Below are 16,595 nucleotides of genomic sequence, written 5' to 3'. Positions count from 1 at the left end.
TGACTCCAGCTTTTCGTTGTTCCGTTGAATATTGACTAGTAGAGAAACCCCGCTTGAGCGGGGTTTCTTTTTCGAGGTTATTGTGCAGCCGGTTACGAAGAAACGATGGACAATAAGGACAGCCGATGAAGACGCAATCGGGCTTCTGGTCCGGGAGAAATCCCTTTCTCCGTACATTGCCAGGGTACTGGTCAATCGGGGAATCACAAGTTCCGAGTCGGCAACGGCATATCTTTCCCCGTCTTTGTCAGCACTGCATGAGCCGATGTTGCTGGCCGGCATGGACCGGGCCGTAGAGAGGCTTGTCGCTGCCCGCAGCAACGGCGATCCGGTCTGCGTCTACGGTGACTACGATGTCGACGGCATAACCTCGGTCGCTCTTCTGATCTCGTTTTTCCGCGCAGCCGGCATCTCATGCTTCTATCATATCCCTCGCAGACTCGAGGAGGGCTACGGTCTTTCCTGCGACGGCATTTCCTTTGTCGCTTCCCATGGGGCAAAAGTCGTGGTTTCCGTTGATTGCGGGACGACCGCCGTGGATGAGGCGCGGCTGGCTGCGACACTCGGGATTGACCTGATAATTACCGATCACCACACTCCCGGTGATGCCCTGCCGGAAGCCTATGCGGTAATAAACCCGCAACGGCCTGACTGCAGCTTCCCTTTCAAAGGGATTGCCGGAGTAGGTGTCGCCTTCAACCTGCTGATGGCGCTGCGCCGGCGGCTTCGTGAAGATGGCGCATTCAAGGACTCCCCGGAACCGGATCTGCGTGAATACTTCGATCTCGTCGCTCTCGGCACCATCGCCGACGTTGTTTCGCTCCAGGACGAGAACCGGACTCTGGCCAGGTTTGGACTTAAGGCCATTGAAACTTCGACACGCGCCGGAATCATTGCGCTCAAAGAGGTTTCAGCCGTAGCGGGAGAGGTCAGCTGCAGTTCGGTAGGGTTTCGGCTTGCGCCGCGCCTGAATGCCGCGGGACGGCTGGAAGATGCCGCTCTCGGCGTCGAGCTCCTGCTCTCCGACGATATCCACGCTGCCCGGCGGATAGCTGCGGAACTGGATGCCGGCAATTCAGAGCGCCAGGCAATAGAGAAGGAGATCCTTAGGAGCGCCGTTGCAATGATCGGCGACTCTTCCGGGATGTCATCACGGAGCAGTATCGTGCTTGCCTCGGAAGAGTGGCATCCCGGGGTCATCGGCATTGTTGCGTCACGCATCGTCGATCTCTATCATCGCCCCACCATCCTGATTGCATTGCAGGAGGGTGTCGGCCGTGGTTCGGGGCGCAGCATCCCCGGTTTCCATCTTTACCGGGCGCTGCACGCATCTGCCGATCATCTGGTAAAATTTGGAGGTCACCGTCAGGCTGCCGGGTTATCCATAGACGAGTCGACCCTGTCGTCATTCGTTGAAAGATTCGATCAGGTGGCGGCAGGCGAGCTATCCGAGGATGACCTGGTCCCGGAGCTTCTGATTGACGCCGTGCTTGCTCCGGAGGATTTGACGCTCGACCTGGCGCAGAGCCTTGCGGCGCTATATCCTTTCGGGATGGGGAATCCTGAGCCGCTTTTTCTGCTCCGGGACTTGCGGGTATCTGCGACAAAGGTTTTAAAAGGCTCGCACCTCAAGCTGGTTCTCGAAGTAGCCGGGCAGCGCATTGATGCGGTTGGTTTCGGCATGGCCGGCCGAAGCGTGCCGGAACGTCTGGACATTGCTGCCCAGCTGCAGGTGAATGTCTGGAACGGCAGGACCTGTCTGCAGCTTCGGCTTAAGGATTTCAGGGAGAGCGGGTAATGGATAGAGACGAACGTTTTGCCCGGGCCGACCGGGTAATAAAGGTCGGCTTCTGGATAAACGCCTTCCTTATGGTGATGAAACTTCTGGCCGGGCATTTCGGCAACTCGGAAGCGGTATTTGCCGACGGGGTCGAGAGCGGCTGCGACTTCATCGCCATCCTCTCAACCATAATCGCACTCAAGATCGGCCGCAAGCCGTTCGACGACAAGCACCCCTATGGTCACGGCAAGGCCGAGAGCATTTCTGCCGTCCTGGTCGCGCTGGTGATCTTTGCCACCGGTGGCGGCATCCTTTACAATGCCGTAACGACCATCATCAACCGGGAGTATGCCGAACCGCAGCTGATGGCGGTCATTGCCGCCTTTGCGACTATCGTGATTAAAGAGACCCTGTTCAGGTATTCCCGAACCGTGTCGAAGCGTCTTGAAAGCCCGGCAGTCGAGGCAATTGCCAAAGACCACCGCAAAGACGCCCTCACATCGGTCGCTACCCTGATCGGTGTCGGCGGCGCATATTTCGGCATTGTCTTGCTGGACCCGCTCGCTGCCGGTCTGACAGCATTATTCATCTTTCATATCGGCTGGGAGACGTTCCGAAGCGCAGCGCATGACCTGATGGACGGCCAGCCGCCCGAGGAACTGATTTCAGGGGTAACGGCAATCGCCGAGTCGGTTCCCGGAGTCGAACATGTCCACGAAATACGGGGTCGTCGCTCCGGCCAGTATCTCATCGTTGACCTCAAGCTCGAAATGGACCCCGAGATGACCGTCAAAGAGTCGCACGACATTGCCACCGAGGTCAAAAGGCTCATCTTCGAGCGGTTCCCCAATGTCGGCGATGTGATGATCCATATTAATCCGCATGAAGAGGAACATGAAGACCTGATACGTTTATAGCCCGCATTGCAGCATTCCTCACGAAACCTCGGTGATTTCCGGGTGTTGTCTACAATTAAAAAATTTCAAAAAAGTAATAATGAATTAATTTTAGCGGTTGGTTGAAATTGTAGGGTCCTAATGGTATATCAACCTGTGGAATAAAATATTACTAATTCATACAACTTTTTTTCGCGCTGCCCTGTAGAAAGCCAGCTGGCTGCCGATAAGAACTAAATCGCAATCAGACCATACAGAACAGGAGGTGGTTCCAGCGGGGTAGTATGGTCGCAGATGATGAATTCAATAGAAAGGAGGTCGACTGATGGGGATTATCAGGAAACTCTTGCTGACGTTGATTCTCGGCGCCGTTTCTGTAACTGCCTGCTACAGCGCTGAAATTCACGGCAGAAGTTCTACCCAGTTCATGTTTTTCAACAATGAACTGCTCGAGCGCAGGCAGGTTCTACTTGCGGAGTATCTGCGGTTGGGAATTACCAGTATCGACAAGGAAGGCAAATTCAACATCTATGGTTACGGCAGGTTAAACCAGGATCTGAATGCCGGAGAAGGGGGGGGCGGAAGGCTGTATTACCTTTACGGCGACTACCGTGATCTCTTCGACAAGATCGACTTCAGGTTGGGCCGTCAGTTTGTAAACATGGCAGCAGGGTCTGCCATCATCGACGGCGCCCAGGTTACTCTCAAGAATGTAGGCCCGGTGGCTTTTACCGTAATGGGCGGAAGAGACGTAATCTTCGGAGAAACCGGCGAACTCGGGAACAGCGGCAATACCGCATTGGGACTTGCAGCCAACCTGGTCGGTTTCCAGAAGACCGACCTAGAGCTCTCGTGGTTTCGTAAATGGGATCAGGGTGACATCGCCCGTGATCATCTCGGCGCAGCTTTCAAGCAGTACCTGTTCAACAGCATAAGGCTTTACGGTAATACCCGCTTCGACCTGGCGACCGAGTCATTCAACGAGGTTCAGGCAGGTGTAAAATACTTCCCGATGACCAACCTGATATTCACCGCAGAATGGTTCCAGAGCTATCCAACCTTTGACTACACATCCATCTACTCCGTGTTTGCTGTAGACCGTTATCAGGAAGGGATATTCCGGGTTGATTATAACTTCAATGAGATGGTTTCCGCGAATGTCGGCTACAACCGCCAGCTGTATGATGAAGGTGCGGCAGCGGATGTTTATCACGTAGGGATCGCAGTCCGGCCGATTGAGCACCTGAAACTGGGTGCCGAATATGACAAACGCAAGGGTTATTACGGCGATGCCGATGGCGTCATAGCTGACGTATCGTATGAATTGAATAAGGACGCCGAACTTTCCGGCGGCATCAATTATGATGTTTACCAGCGTGACAGTCTGACCAATGATGAGATCGCCCGGCGTTACTGGCTGGGCGGCAAATATAAGATTACCAAAAATATGGCGGTTTCGGGTCGAATCCAGAATGATGTCAACGTCCATTTTAAGGAAAATGTCAGCGGTCGTCTGGCGTTCGACTACGACTTCTAGAAAGGGGGTGCACCTGTGAGGAAGTTTTGTTTTCTTGTTTTCATCGGCGTTCTGTCTGTCTTGTACGTACAGCAGGCAGTGGCGCAAAAAAAGCAGTCACACAGCGAATATGCTGAAATGAAGATCACTGAATGCAACGACTGCCACAAGGGCGAAGGGGTGGCCCCCAACCATGGACTGGACTGGGTTCGTGAACACCGGACCATGGCAAGCCGCGCAGGCCATAACTGCGAGCAGTGCCACAAGCAGTCGTTCTGTCTTGACTGCCACTCCGGCGGCGGAATAGATGCGAGTCTCGAAAAAGATGCAGCACGGCTGAATTACATACCCAAGAGCCATCGCAGCGATTTCATGAGCCTCCATCCGATCAAGGCCTTGGACAACCCGCAGTCGTGCAAGCGCTGTCATGACCAGAAGTACTGCAACGAGTGCCACTCCCGATTCCCCGTAGGGGGGATGAGGATCAAGTCGCATCTGATGAGCGGCGGCGGCGTGGTGCCGGGTGGACCTCAGCGCCAATCGGCCTATATTTTCACAAGCGAGCATGCGTCCGAGGCACGGCGCAATCTGCAGTCGTGTGCATCCTGCCACCCGGAAGGTGATGTTTGTGTCAAGTGCCACGCAACCGGTGGGGGGGTCAGGCCGCACCCGAAGAGTTGGAAAGCCGGCAATTTCAGGGAACGGACCGACGGCAAGATGTGCCGCAAGTGTCATCTGCCGGGAACCTATTGATAGAATCAAACTATAACGCAAGGAGGAATCAGAATGAGTAGAAAAATCTTCACGTATTCAGCAATGCTTGCATTAATGCTGTCAGCGGCGGCCTTAAGCGGTTGCGGTTCGGACAACAGAGGGAGCGATACCGGGGGTGTGGCGAAAGTTGGGGAAGGCACTTGCCGGGTTTGCCACGTAGCCACCCTTGATCCGAAAACAGGTGCCAATATTGTTGAACAATTTATTCCCTCGGCACACAATAGTGAACACGCTGGATGCCAGGGGTGCCATGGCGGCGGAGCCAATCACAACGGTGCCGGTCCGATCCCGTTTCCTGACCCGTTGGCCGCTGACAGGTGTATCTCCTGTCACATCCCTAAATATACCGGTGGCAACGACCTTACCGATCTCTTCACGCTGGCCAAAACCCAGGGCTTTGCGTCTCAATGCGCCAGATGCCACACCGATCCCGTGGCCAATCCGCGCGGCGATGTTCACGGTGCCAAGGCAACAGGTAAAAAGTGCATTGAATGCCATGCCGCAGTGATTACAGGCCCGCGTCATGGAGCTGGCACAGCCGATAATAACGGCGTACGTGCCGTTGTCGGCGAATTCTCCAAGTGGTCACACCATGTAACGGGTGTCAATCTGCAGGATGCCCACTGCGCCGCCTGCCACCTCGAAGGTATGGCAGAAGGTGGGGCAATTGTTGTTAACCCCGCCTATCACATGGCTAACGGCAATACCCACCTGCGTAACGCCGATACCGATGCCGACATGGAGTGGAACCCGGACGCTCCGAACCATACCACCATGGACAACTACTGCATGAGCTGCCATGATGCCAACGGTGCAACTTCTCCACAGAGTGCTGCAATCCGTGCTATTATGATCCCTGCAGCCGGCAAAACCGCCTCTGCAAGCAACCCGTTCGGCGATACCATCTCCAACCGTTACGACAAGATGCAGCGTCCGGCCGTTGTTGATGCCAGCAGCCAGTTCAACACATCCAACAACTCGCACCATGCTGTAAAAGGCCCGCGCTACACCGGCCGTACCCGGGCAGCCGGCTCACGCCAGATCGCATCTCCTGCTACCTTTGCCCAGAACTCGTCGGCACTTCTGCAGGGTACGCGTTCCACTATCTTCGACGCCGGCAACTTCAACCAGCTCTACACCCCGCTTGAGAACGCAGGCGGCGAAGCAGCCCCGCGTACCGGCGCTGCAACACTGGGCGACGACTCGACCCTCCATTGCGGCGACTGCCACACCGTCGGTCAGTGGAAAGCAGGCGTTGCTACCAACGCTGCCGGTCAGCTGAACACTGTAGCAATCGGTGCCCACGGCTCCAACAACGAGTACCTGCTGCGTAACAGCATCGGTACCGACCAGCGCCATACCCAGAACGCATTCACCACCGACAGTAACAATGTCGTTACCTACACCAACCCGAACGGTGCCTTCCTGGTCTGCTACAACTGCCACTCCTACAACAAGTACGGCAGCATCTATATCGGTACCGGTCTCGGCAGCAACACTCCTGGCTCCATCGGCCAGCCACATGCAGGCGAATATGATTCGGCAGGTCGCTGCAACGGCATCGGTAACACCATACCGTTCAACGGCTACACAACAGGCACGGCAACTGACGGCACCCAGTTCGTCAGCCGCTTCTTGGGCCCGATCAGCAAATACTCCTCACCAGCTACTTACGCCGGCGAGCAGAATCCTGACTTCGGCAACATCTTCGGCATCCAGTGCGCCAACTGCCACAACTCCGGTATTGGCAACGCGTTCGGCGGTATCCACGGTTCCGCCAATAACCAGAACACGACAACTCAGACTGCTGATGCTTCTGTAAAAGGCGGCGCTTACGTCGACGGTATGGGCAACACTGTCAAGATTCAGCGCTTCCTGCCCGGTCTTGGTAACGCCATGCACGTCCCTGGTACTCTGGGTGGCATTACCGGTGGCTCCGTAGTACCGGTCAACACTGCAACCGGTCCTGCCTACACTTACGTCACCGGCGGTGTATCAAACGACACCAACTGGGAGCAGAAGGCCTGGAACCAGACTACCGGTACCGTATTCAATGCTGCTAACCACAGCGTTGCACCTACTGCTTCTGCCGGAGCTGGCTGCTACACCCTTGGTGGGGCAACTGCAGCTACATCTGCTCTGCGCGGTCCTTCCGTTACCGGCGCAGGTGGAGCAGCAACAGAACTGCTCGATACCTGGGGCGCCTGCGAAGACCACGACGCCGCACGAGGCAAGGGCGATCACGGCCCTGTCAAAGCTATTGTACGTCCTGTAACTTACTAATCCTAGTCGTAATGTGGAGAGGGTATCACCCTCTCCACAGTGCTGAACATGCTTTGAAGGCCGGCACCCAGGTGCCGGTCTTTTTTTGAGGAAATCCAGCATTACCCTTCACTATTTCAGCGATTATTACCGTTGACGGCAGCAAAACCTTGTTGTTATTATTCGGAGCGCCTCAACAGGCTTGTTTGTGCTCTGTTGAGACATAGCGACCCGGTATGAGTGTTATATCACCCTGATTTATGGAGTTAGAAATGAAGAACATATTCTGTAGCAAAACTGCTGTCTTGCTGTTTGTCATGCTCTCGTTAAACGGTTGCAAGTCCAAACAGGAAGCACCTGCCACGAGCACGGGCTCTCCACAGGAAAAAGCCGCGCAAACTGCACCCGCCACTGTTCAGGTTAAACCAGGGATTGCTTCGAATCAGGATAAGGCCGATGCCCAAGCAGCAGCTGTTCGCGTGCTTGCCTTACTGGAATCAGGTGATTTCCCTGCCCTCTACAGGGACGCTGCTGCGGGGTTCAAACAAATCGGCAGTGAGGATCAATTTGTCGCAAAATTTCAAGATACCCGGAAGAGAGTGGGTGTGCTCAAAAATCCGCAGCAAATCAGCGTCGGAACACTCCCCGGCAATGGCTATGTCTTACAATACCGGGTTGAGAACGATCTCTACAAAACTGATTATCGCCTGACGTTTGCCCGCTCTCAGAGTGGTAAAATGGAGCTGGCCGGATTAAATCAGCATGATGAGTTGAAGAAGTAGCCCATGTGCTGGTTTGACCGGCTTAGAGACAGAGCTTTCCGCTTACTATTTATCCTATAATCTGTTATATGCGTGTGTCGGATTGCCGATAGCAGCGACTTCAGTTTTTAGAAGGAAACTAATCGCTTTATGAATGATGAATCAAAACTTTACCGACTGGTCCTGGTTTCCCCCTGGCCTCTACTGATCTTTCTTGTCATCCCGTTGCTGGTTATTCTGAGCGTTGCGCTGCACTTTCGTATCCCCTTGATAGCGTCCACCACACCGCTTCTTGTTAACAATGTCTGTTTTGCCATTTTTATTGCCTGCCGACTGCTTCGTTATCTTGCCGTCATGAGAAAGCCTTTGAGATACGGAGCCGCTTGTTGCAGGCCGCGCCAGAGTATTACACTCCCATTGCCGGTTGCGGAAGTGCGAGCATCTCTGCGCAGCTCCGGTTATCTCTTCGGATCTGTGGGCAACTACGGGGAGAAGCAGGATCTTGGCTACCTGGGTACCACGGTTTTGTATTGTGGTCTGCTCATTCTCCTTTCTGTCGGCAGCCTGGATAACCTGAGGAAATTTTCCGGAGTGCTTCTGGACGGTATGGGTCCAACAACAGACCTGAACAATATCCTGTCATACCGCAGTATAGCCAAAGGGCCTTTGGCCGCTACTCCACGATCTCTGCCAAGAATGCAGATCACCAACCAGTTCTTTCCGGACAGTACCTATCCCTTGGGGGCGACGGAAGTCTCCTTTCATTCTGAGGATGGGAAAGCCCTCAAATATCTGCTCAAGCCCAGAGATCCGGTCACTTTTGGTGACTATGATATCTACATGGCAAAACTTGTGTTCGAGCCCCAGATAGTAATTAAACGGAGCGACACGCAGCAGCCCCTGTTTGATTCGATCGTTACGCTCAATCCTCTTGTGCAGAAACGAGGTGTGTACAGTTTTTACGGTCTGTTTCAGGGATACAATCTGGCTGGAGGGGTCTATTATCAACCCGAAAAAAGCTCTCTGTTAGTGGTTGTTAGCCGGAATGAAAAGAAGGTTGTAACTGAGATGGCTTTCCAGGTTGACAAGCAGGTGGAACAGGGAGATTTTATCATCTCCTGCGCAAAGATGGGACAATGGTCCGAGATTCATGTCGTACATAGAAGGCATAAGGTTTTACTGGTGGTCGGCGGTATCATTGCGTTAGTCGGCCTTTTGCTGAGGGTTGTGATCCGACCGCAGCGGGTCTGGCTGGAAGAGGCGGCTGAAGGATGCACGATCTGGTCATCAGGCAAGGAAACGATGAACGTGCTCAAGAGCAAAGACTAAGGAAGAAGGTCGAAGGCCTCCGCTTTCAACCACCAGATTAAGGAGTAGAACAATGGCATTCTGGGAAATGGTTTTTTATTTGGTAGCGATGGTTGCTTATGCACTTGCTGGAGGAGGCTTCATTTACTCCTTTGTTTTCAAGAACCCGAGGGTGGTTTCTAAGCTGACATTGCTGGTAGCCTTTGGTTTCCTGGCCCAGACGATTGCAATCGTCGCCAGATTCAACGCAACAGGGCATCTTCCCTGGTCGGGTCATTATGAATATACATTGATGGGGGGGTGGTTCATTATTGCCGGTACCCTTTTTGTTGGTTGGCAGAACAAGCAATTGCAGGGGTTAGCGGTCGGAACCGTTCCTCTTGTGCTTATAATGCTCGGTTACGGCTACATGCAAAATCCTGCGCTCACCCCAATGGCAGCCAGCCTTAAAACGGTATGGCTTTATATCCATGTCTATTTTGCCTGGCTTTCCTTTGGCGCCTATTCTCTGGCTATGGCAGCTGGGGTGTTATTTCTGCTGAAACAGAAGAGTGAAGCTCAGGAAGTACCGAATCCTACCTATGATCGGTTTCCCTCTCTTGGGCGTCTGGACGAGTTGATTTTCCGCTACGTGGTGTTCGGGTTTATTACCGATACCATCATGATCTCGGCCGGGGCAATCTGGGCAAAAGACCTTTGGGGAAGCTACTGGGCCTGGGACCCAGTCGAAACCTGGTCCCTAATCTCCTGGCTTACCTATGGCATTACCATCCATCTGCGGGTAACCTTTGGCTGGCGTGAAAAAAAGTTGGCCTGGCTGGCAATTGCCGCTCTCAGCACCGTCATTATCTGCTTTTTTGGCGTCAACCTGGTTGTTAATACCAGTCTGCATGTATTTCAGGTAAGGTAGAAAGGACGCCTGAAATACTTTATGTTAAATAAATTAATCAAATACCTCAGTTCTCTTCGCTTTACCATCCTGCTAATCTGTCTCCTTGCCATGATCTTTGCGGTCGGCCTATGGATACCCCAGCAGAGACTGTTAAAGACGATTTATCTCCAATGGCAAAAGAATGCGCCGGGCTTGGTGGCTTTTCTTGATGCGCTTGGGCTGACCACTATCTATACTTCTCCGATCACTATAACTTTATGGCTGCTGTTCTTTCTCAATCTGTCGCTTGTTCTATGGCAACGCTGGCCAATCATAAAAAGCCGAATAACGCTCTCTGATGCGAAAATCGCTGATCCAGTGACTGTGGGAGGGTATCCGTTCCGGAGTTCCTACCCCCTGCCGGGCGATCTGGACAGTGAGAAAATTATCGGATTGCTCCGGAAAAACCGCTACACGATACTGGGTGACGCATCCGGCTTTTATGGCGTGAAGAACCGTATGGCGCCAGTTGCCTTCATGCTCTTTCACCTCAGTTTCTTTTTGATCCTTCTTGGTGGAGTGGTCAGCGTATATACCGAGTTTGTCGGCTATCTCGATCTTGCCCAGGGAGAATCTTTCCAAGGGGAACTAAGCCGCTATAATGCATCGCCGCAGCCGAAAATGCCGGAAATCGGTTCTCCGCCGAGTGCCTCGTTTACAGTGAAGAGCATTGTGCCGCGGGTTGTCCACAATACGCCAACAGGAATCAGTGTGCTGCTGGTTGACAGCCAGGGCCAGAAACACGATGTCGACATCAACAGGCCCTACTCGACCGAGCACACATCGTTTGTCTTCAAACATCTCGGTGTATCGCCGCTCTTTGTCCTGAAGGATGCGTCCGGCAAGGAAACCGGCGGTGCCTACATAAAACTCGATGTTCTACAAAGGAAGCCGGACCGGTTTGTCCTCGGCCCGTTTTCCTACACGGCAACTTTTTACCCTGATTATGTCCTGGAGGGTGGGAAGCGGGCCACACGTTCAATGGAATTCAACAATCCGGTGTTCTTCATTGCCGTGGAACAAGCAGGGAAAAAGATCGCTGAGGGGCTTGTTCCGAAAAACGGCGCTCTGGAGTTTGCCGGCTACCGCCTTGAAATGCGTGACATGCCTTTCTGGGTGCGCTTTTACGTCGTCAAGCAACGCGGGCTCTCAATCCTGTATGCCGGTTTTGCCATTGCCACAATTGGTGTCATCTGGCGGCTGCTCTTCTACCGCAGAGAAATCGTTGGCGCCGTGCGGGAACAGGACGGCGCACGCTGTCTGGTGGTGGCTGGGCGCTCCGAATACTACAAAAGCCTTGCGGAAGATGAGTTTACCAAACTGTTCAAAGATATTTCCGGTAACGGCTGAGGTGTGTGGTTTCCTCCAGTATGAAGCTGACTTACATAAAATGGAGAATAATATGAAACGTCTACTGATTCTCACAGTTGCATTACTGACACTCTGCACCGCCTGCCAGCGGGAAGAAAAAAACGGTCGTGCTGGATAACTCATTGCGCCTTCTCGTGAAGTTCAATGGGAAATACGGTTACTGTGACCGTGGCGGGACTACGGTCATTCCACCTCAATTTGACTCGGCTTCCATCTTTTCCGAGGGACTTGCTGCGGTTCATGTCAACGGCAAAGACGGTTTCATCGATGCCAACGGGAACATGATAATCCCTCCCAGCTTCGATAAGGCATCAATTTTCCTGAATGGCAGGGCATCGGTCCAGAAGGGGGGCAAGTGGGGCTACATCAACCAGAGCGGTAAGGCGGTTACCGACATGGATTACCTGTCCACGTTCGCCTTTACGGATGGACTGGCAGCAGTGGTTGTTCCCAATGGGAGCAGTGCCAAGGCGGGCTTTATCGATGAAAGAGGCAAATATGCCATAAAGCCCCAGTTTGATGATGCCGCGCAGTTTTCCGAAGGGCTGGCTTCTGTCAAGGTCGGCAGACAGCATGGCTATATCGATAAAACCGGCAAGATGGTAATACCACCGCAATTTTATGAAGCAGCCATGTTTCGCGATGGGCTCGCCATGATCAAGATCAACGGCAAATTCGGCTTAGTAGGTTTTATCGACCATAGCGGCAAAATGGTAATCCCGGCACAATACAGTGAAGCAACCAATTTTAACGATGGGGTTGCCGCTGTAAAAAAGAAAGATACCTGGCAATTAATAGACAAAACCGGGAAACCGATAATCAACCAGGAATTCCCCTCACCAACCCTCTTCACCGAAGGGCTCGCGCCGATGATGGTCAAGGGGAAAGTCGGCTATATGGACAAGCAGGGCCAGATGGTGATCAAACCGCAGTTTGATGCCGGTTCCATCTTTGTCAGCGGTCTTGCACCGGTAAAAGTAGGTGAGAAATGCGGTTTTATCGACAAGACCGGGAAAATGGTGATAGAAGCGCGCTTTGAATGGGACCAGCGTTCAATAGACCAGTACACTCATTTCAACACGCATTTCAGTGTAGATCCACCAAAGGATAAATAGCAATGCAGATCGGCCCGGGACTTGGCGTCGCAATCATGATGAACAACTATTTCCACGACATGGCCACCGGCCTGTTGGTGGGAAGCGGCTTCGCCCTGCATGCCATTATGCGCATCCAGGCGACTATGAATACCCCTGAGGCGACGCTCTTCTTCCTGAAGACTAACAGCCATATGAAGAAGCTGTTCAAGTTCGCCCTCTGGTGGGTCGTCTTGGGCGGGATCCCGCGGACCATCTTCTACACCAGCTTCGAATGGGCCAACGCTGCCGACAAACTGCAGATCCCGGCACTGGCGGTGAAGCATGTCATGATGTTCACCGTGGTGGTCTGGGGGATAATCGCCTGGCGGCGGATGCAAAAAAAGGTCGAGCTGTTGCGGGAATCGCTGCCTCCGGAAATGCGGGCAAAGGTCGAGTAGTCTCAGATTCGTCGCTCATCTACGTATTATAATATCGCCAACTGCTCGTCCCCTGCCTGCATAACACAGAGTTGGTTATGTGGCCAGGGGACGTGCCGCATCAGGTCATTTATGCAACACTGCATTACTAATAGCTCACATTATAAGTTTGTTGTCCGCTGCATCTGCGCACGTAGAGTTTGTACGAGAGGAACTGAATGACCGCATTTCGCTTTTCATTTCGCCGGCATGTTGCCGGCGGTTTACTGATCGTGGCTGTGACCGTTTTGGCCGGTATGCAGCTGCGGGGTAAAACTGTGCAGGGATATCCGGTGGAGCGGCGGGATCTGTTGCAGACGGTTGTGACAACCGGCAGAGTTACGTCATTGGCTCGCGTTGATGTGGGGAGTCAACTGCTTGGCTCGGTTGCCATGGTCTATGTAGATTCCGGGGATCGGGTCAAGGCAGGTGATCTGCTCATACGGCTGCGTGATGAAGAGGCGAGGGCGGCACTTGAACAGGCCCAGGCCGTTGTGCGGGAACTTGAAGAGCGGCTGGCCCAGATCGGGTCAGTTGACGGGCCGGTCAGCCGGCAGAAACTTGCTGAAGCCGAAGCAACGCTACGGCACGCGCTCAACTCCTACGAGCGGGTAAAAAAGCTGTTTGATTCGGGTATCTACAGCAGGGCAGACCTTGATGAGGCGGTAAGGGCACGCGATGTCGCTGCCGGTGCAGTGGAACGCGAAAAACTGCAACTGAGCAACAGCCACCCGCAGGGGGGGGATATCAAGCAGGCCAGGGCACGCCTTGCCCAGGCGCGGGCCGCAGTGGATGTTGCCCGCGAAAAGCTTAGCCGAACCCTAATCACCGCACCGGGTGATGGGACGGTGATTGCCCGGAAAGTTGAAAAAGGTGATGTCGTGCAGGCGGGCGTATCGCTTCTGGTGCTGTCAAGGTCCGGGCGGACCCAGATAACTGCGCAGGTGGACGAGAAAAACCTTGGCTTGCTCCGTGTCGGACAGACTGCGGTCAGCTCCGCGGATGCCTATCCAGACAAGACATTCCCAGCCGGTCTTGCGACCGTTGTGCCTGCGGTTGATCCGCAGCGGGGCACGTTTGAGGTCCGTTTTGACGTTGCCGATGCCCCGGCGTATCTCGTGCCGGATATGACGGTTTCCGTGGAAATTGAGGTTGCCCGGCACCCCAAGGTCCTGACCGTTCCGTCTGAAACCGTTCGGGACGCATCAACCGCTCCCTGGGTGCTGGTAGCCCATGAAGGGCGGGCTGAGCGCCGGAACATAGTGCTCGGCATCCGCGGTAGCGGTGAGAGTGAAGTACTAAGCGGTCTTACAGAGGGGGAAACAGTCCTTGCCGACGCCGACAAAGTGGCAATCGGCAGCAGAATCTCCCTGCAGTCAGCATCAAGCAATACCAAACCCGGTGTGAAAAACAGTGCGCATTGACTGGCTGCTGGCACTTCGGTTTCTGAGAGAAGGGCGGGCCCAGACCCTGTTCATGCTTGGCGGCGTCGTCATGGGGGTGGGGGTCATCGTATTCCTGATCTCGCTTATTACCGGGCTTCAGCGCAGCATAATCGCGAAGACCCTCGGCACCCAGGCGCACGTGGTCATGAGGCCACCGGATGATGAAGCCCGGAGGATCATCAAGCCGAGCAGCACGCTGGCTGTTTCGGCCAATATCGAGCGCCGTGCCCAACGGTTAAGTTCCATCCTCCAGTGGCAGCAAGTCATACGTCTGCTGGAATCGCGAAAAGAAGTCACCGCAGTGTCGCCCCTAGTTTCAGGCCCGTCGTTTGCCGTGAGGGGGAATGCCACCAAGTCTGTTGCGCTGATGGGGGTGGAGCCGGAACGGTACACCGCAATTGTGCCGATGTCGTCGTTCATGAAGGAAGGCGCGTTCCGCATTACTGCCAACGATGCCGCGATCGGCATCGACTTGGCGCGTGATCTGGGGGCATCGCTAGGCGATAAAATCCGCCTGCAGACTGCAGATGGCCGCAGCGAGACCATCACGGTCGCCGGAATATTTGACGTAGGAATTCGCGACCTCAACCGCCGGTGGGTATTTATTACACTCCGGTCAGCACAAAACCTCCTTGATCTGGTCGGCGGAGTGTCGAGTATCGACGTTGCCATCCGGGATCTGTTCGCTGCAGAGGTCCTCAGCGGGCGGCTGGCTGCCTTGACCGGACTGACCGCCGAAAGCTGGATGAAAACGAATGCACAGTTGATGGTCGGTCTACGGTCGCAGAACGCTTCCAGTTACCTGATCCAGTTTTTTGTCATTGTTTCGGTCGCTTTCGGCATTGCTAGCGTGCTTGTCGTTTCGGTCATCCAGAAATCACGGGAGATCGGAATCCTGCGCGCCATGGGCTGCTCGCGTCAGCGGATTTTGCGGGTATTTCTGCTTCAGGGGGGGATCGTTGGGTTGGCTGGCTCCTTACTCGGCTGTGGAGTGGGGGCGGCGCTGGTGACCTTTTTTGCGCGTACCGCGATAAACCCCGATGGCACCCAGGTGTTTCCAGTGGTTCTCGAACTGCACATGTTTTTGCTTGCAGCCGGAGTGGCCACTATCACCGGCATTCTCGCGGCAGCCGCTCCGGCGGTGCGAGCGTCCAAACTGGATCCTGTGGTGGCAATCCGCAATGTCTGAGCATACGATCCACACGCCTATTCTTCAGTTGACCGATGTCCGCAAGGAGTACGGCAGCGACGGCATAACAACCGAGGTTCTGCACGGGATCAGCCTGACCATGGAGCAAGGTGAATTTACCGCACTTATCGGTCCTTCCGGATCAGGCAAAAGCACCCTGCTCAACATCATCGGCCTGCTGGAACAGCCGACCGGCGGTTCTTTGCTGATGCAGGGACGTGAGACCGGAACAATGCCGGAAGAAGAGTTGACCCGTCTGCGCGGCAAGAGCATCGGGTTTGTTTTTCAATTCCATCACCTGATTCCGGCATTCACCGCTCTCGAAAATGTGATGCTGCCTCTGATGCTCGAAGAGGGGCGACTGACTCCGGAGCAGCGTGAGCGCGCTGTCTGGCTGCTTACACGAGTCGGTTTGGCCGACCGCGTTGACTTCAAACCGGGCAAGCTCTCCGGTGGTCAGCAACAGCGGGTTGCCATTGCCCGTGCACTTGCTGTCAATCCGCCTCTTGTCCTTGCTGACGAACCGACCGGCAACCTCGATACCGCTGCGGCTGATGGGATTTTCAAGCTTTTGTATGAGATAAACCGGGAATCAGGGACAACGTTCCTGATTGTCACCCATGACCCGCGTCTGGCAAAGCGCTGTTCGAGGGTGGTGGAACTGGTTGACGGACGGGTCGTGTCGTAAACCGGTTCTCCACCTGTGTCTGCACAAGCTGACACCTCTCGTGTATTAAAGAATTCTTTTCGGCTGGAAGCAAACTATGATACATTCCACGAAAATGGCCTTAGCGTAGGAGAATATCCCCG

14 protein-coding genes are annotated in these 16,595 nt (G+C 54.2%); all 14 read left to right on the top strand.

Translation table 11 applies throughout. From position 1 onward, the window contains the following. Positions 1–82: 82 nt before the first annotated feature. The 14 genes from recJ (at position 83) to OR1_RS01500 (ending at position 16,473) form a co-directional block, all read left to right on the top strand. Entirely contained in the window at positions 83–1,798 is a 1,716-nt protein-coding gene (recJ, locus tag OR1_RS01565; protein ID WP_041969492.1) for a single-stranded-DNA-specific exonuclease RecJ, read from the top strand. Next, positions 1,798–2,697 carry a cation diffusion facilitator family transporter gene (locus OR1_RS01560; RefSeq protein ID WP_041969491.1) on the top strand — a complete coding sequence of 300 codons (900 nt, stop codon included), beginning with the start codon at positions 1,798–1,800 and terminating at the stop codon, positions 2,695–2,697. The genes recJ and OR1_RS01560 overlap by 1 nt, the downstream gene beginning before the upstream one ends. 304 nt (positions 2,698–3,001) lie before the next feature. Then, the gene (locus OR1_RS01555) at positions 3,002–4,213 is read left to right on the top strand and encodes a hypothetical protein (protein ID WP_041969490.1); all 1,212 of its coding nucleotides are present in this window, start codon (positions 3,002–3,004) and stop codon (positions 4,211–4,213) included. A 15-nt stretch (positions 4,214–4,228) separates the two neighbouring features. Next, positions 4,229–4,945, top strand: a complete 717-nt coding sequence (locus OR1_RS01550; protein ID WP_041969489.1) for a hypothetical protein — start codon at positions 4,229–4,231, stop codon at positions 4,943–4,945. 33 nt (positions 4,946–4,978) lie between these two features. After that, positions 4,979–7,249, top strand: a complete 2,271-nt coding sequence (locus OR1_RS01545; RefSeq protein ID WP_041969488.1) for a hypothetical protein — start codon at positions 4,979–4,981, stop codon at positions 7,247–7,249. Positions 7,250–7,500: 251 nt separating this feature from the next. After that, the gene (locus OR1_RS01540; protein ID WP_041969487.1) at positions 7,501–8,010 is read left to right on the top strand and encodes a DUF4019 domain-containing protein; all 510 of its coding nucleotides are present in this window, start codon (positions 7,501–7,503) and stop codon (positions 8,008–8,010) included. Positions 8,011–8,139: 129 nt separating this feature from the next. Then, positions 8,140–9,318 carry a hypothetical protein gene (locus OR1_RS01535; protein ID WP_041969486.1) on the top strand — a complete coding sequence of 393 codons (1,179 nt, stop codon included), beginning with the start codon at positions 8,140–8,142 and terminating at the stop codon, positions 9,316–9,318. A gap of 52 nt (positions 9,319–9,370) precedes the next feature. Beyond that, a complete protein-coding gene (ccsA, locus tag OR1_RS01530) occupies positions 9,371–10,207 on the top strand; it encodes a cytochrome c biogenesis protein CcsA (RefSeq protein ID WP_041969485.1) in 837 nt (278 codons plus the stop codon). Between the two features lie 21 nt (positions 10,208–10,228). Then, positions 10,229–11,578 (top strand): cytochrome c biogenesis protein ResB, encoded by a 1,350-nt coding sequence (locus OR1_RS01525; protein WP_041969484.1) that lies wholly within the window; start codon positions 10,229–10,231, stop codon positions 11,576–11,578. A gap of 143 nt (positions 11,579–11,721) precedes the next feature. Further along, on the top strand, positions 11,722–12,714 hold the full coding sequence (locus OR1_RS01520) for a WG repeat-containing protein (RefSeq protein WP_052440189.1): 993 nt from the start codon (positions 11,722–11,724) through the stop codon (positions 12,712–12,714). A gap of 2 nt (positions 12,715–12,716) precedes the next feature. Further along, a complete protein-coding gene (locus OR1_RS01515; RefSeq protein WP_041969483.1) occupies positions 12,717–13,133 on the top strand; it encodes a hypothetical protein in 417 nt (138 codons plus the stop codon). Positions 13,134–13,330: 197 nt separating this feature from the next. Continuing rightward, on the top strand, positions 13,331–14,575 hold the full coding sequence (locus tag OR1_RS01510; RefSeq protein ID WP_041969482.1) for an efflux RND transporter periplasmic adaptor subunit: 1,245 nt from the start codon (positions 13,331–13,333) through the stop codon (positions 14,573–14,575). Then, positions 14,565–15,785 carry an ABC transporter permease gene (locus OR1_RS01505; RefSeq protein WP_041969481.1) on the top strand — a complete coding sequence of 407 codons (1,221 nt, stop codon included), beginning with the start codon at positions 14,565–14,567 and terminating at the stop codon, positions 15,783–15,785. The genes OR1_RS01510 and OR1_RS01505 overlap by 11 nt, the downstream gene beginning before the upstream one ends. Then, on the top strand, positions 15,778–16,473 hold the full coding sequence (locus OR1_RS01500; RefSeq protein WP_041969480.1) for an ABC transporter ATP-binding protein: 696 nt from the start codon (positions 15,778–15,780) through the stop codon (positions 16,471–16,473). The genes OR1_RS01505 and OR1_RS01500 overlap by 8 nt, the downstream gene beginning before the upstream one ends. The last annotated feature ends 122 nt before the right edge of the window (positions 16,474–16,595 follow it).

The organism is Geobacter sp. OR-1 (assembly GCF_000813145.1).
GTDB lineage: Bacteria > Desulfobacterota > Desulfuromonadia > Geobacterales > DSM-12255 > Geoanaerobacter.
The sequence above is the reverse complement of the archived record's forward strand: the minus strand, read 5'-3'. Positions and strand labels throughout refer to the sequence as shown.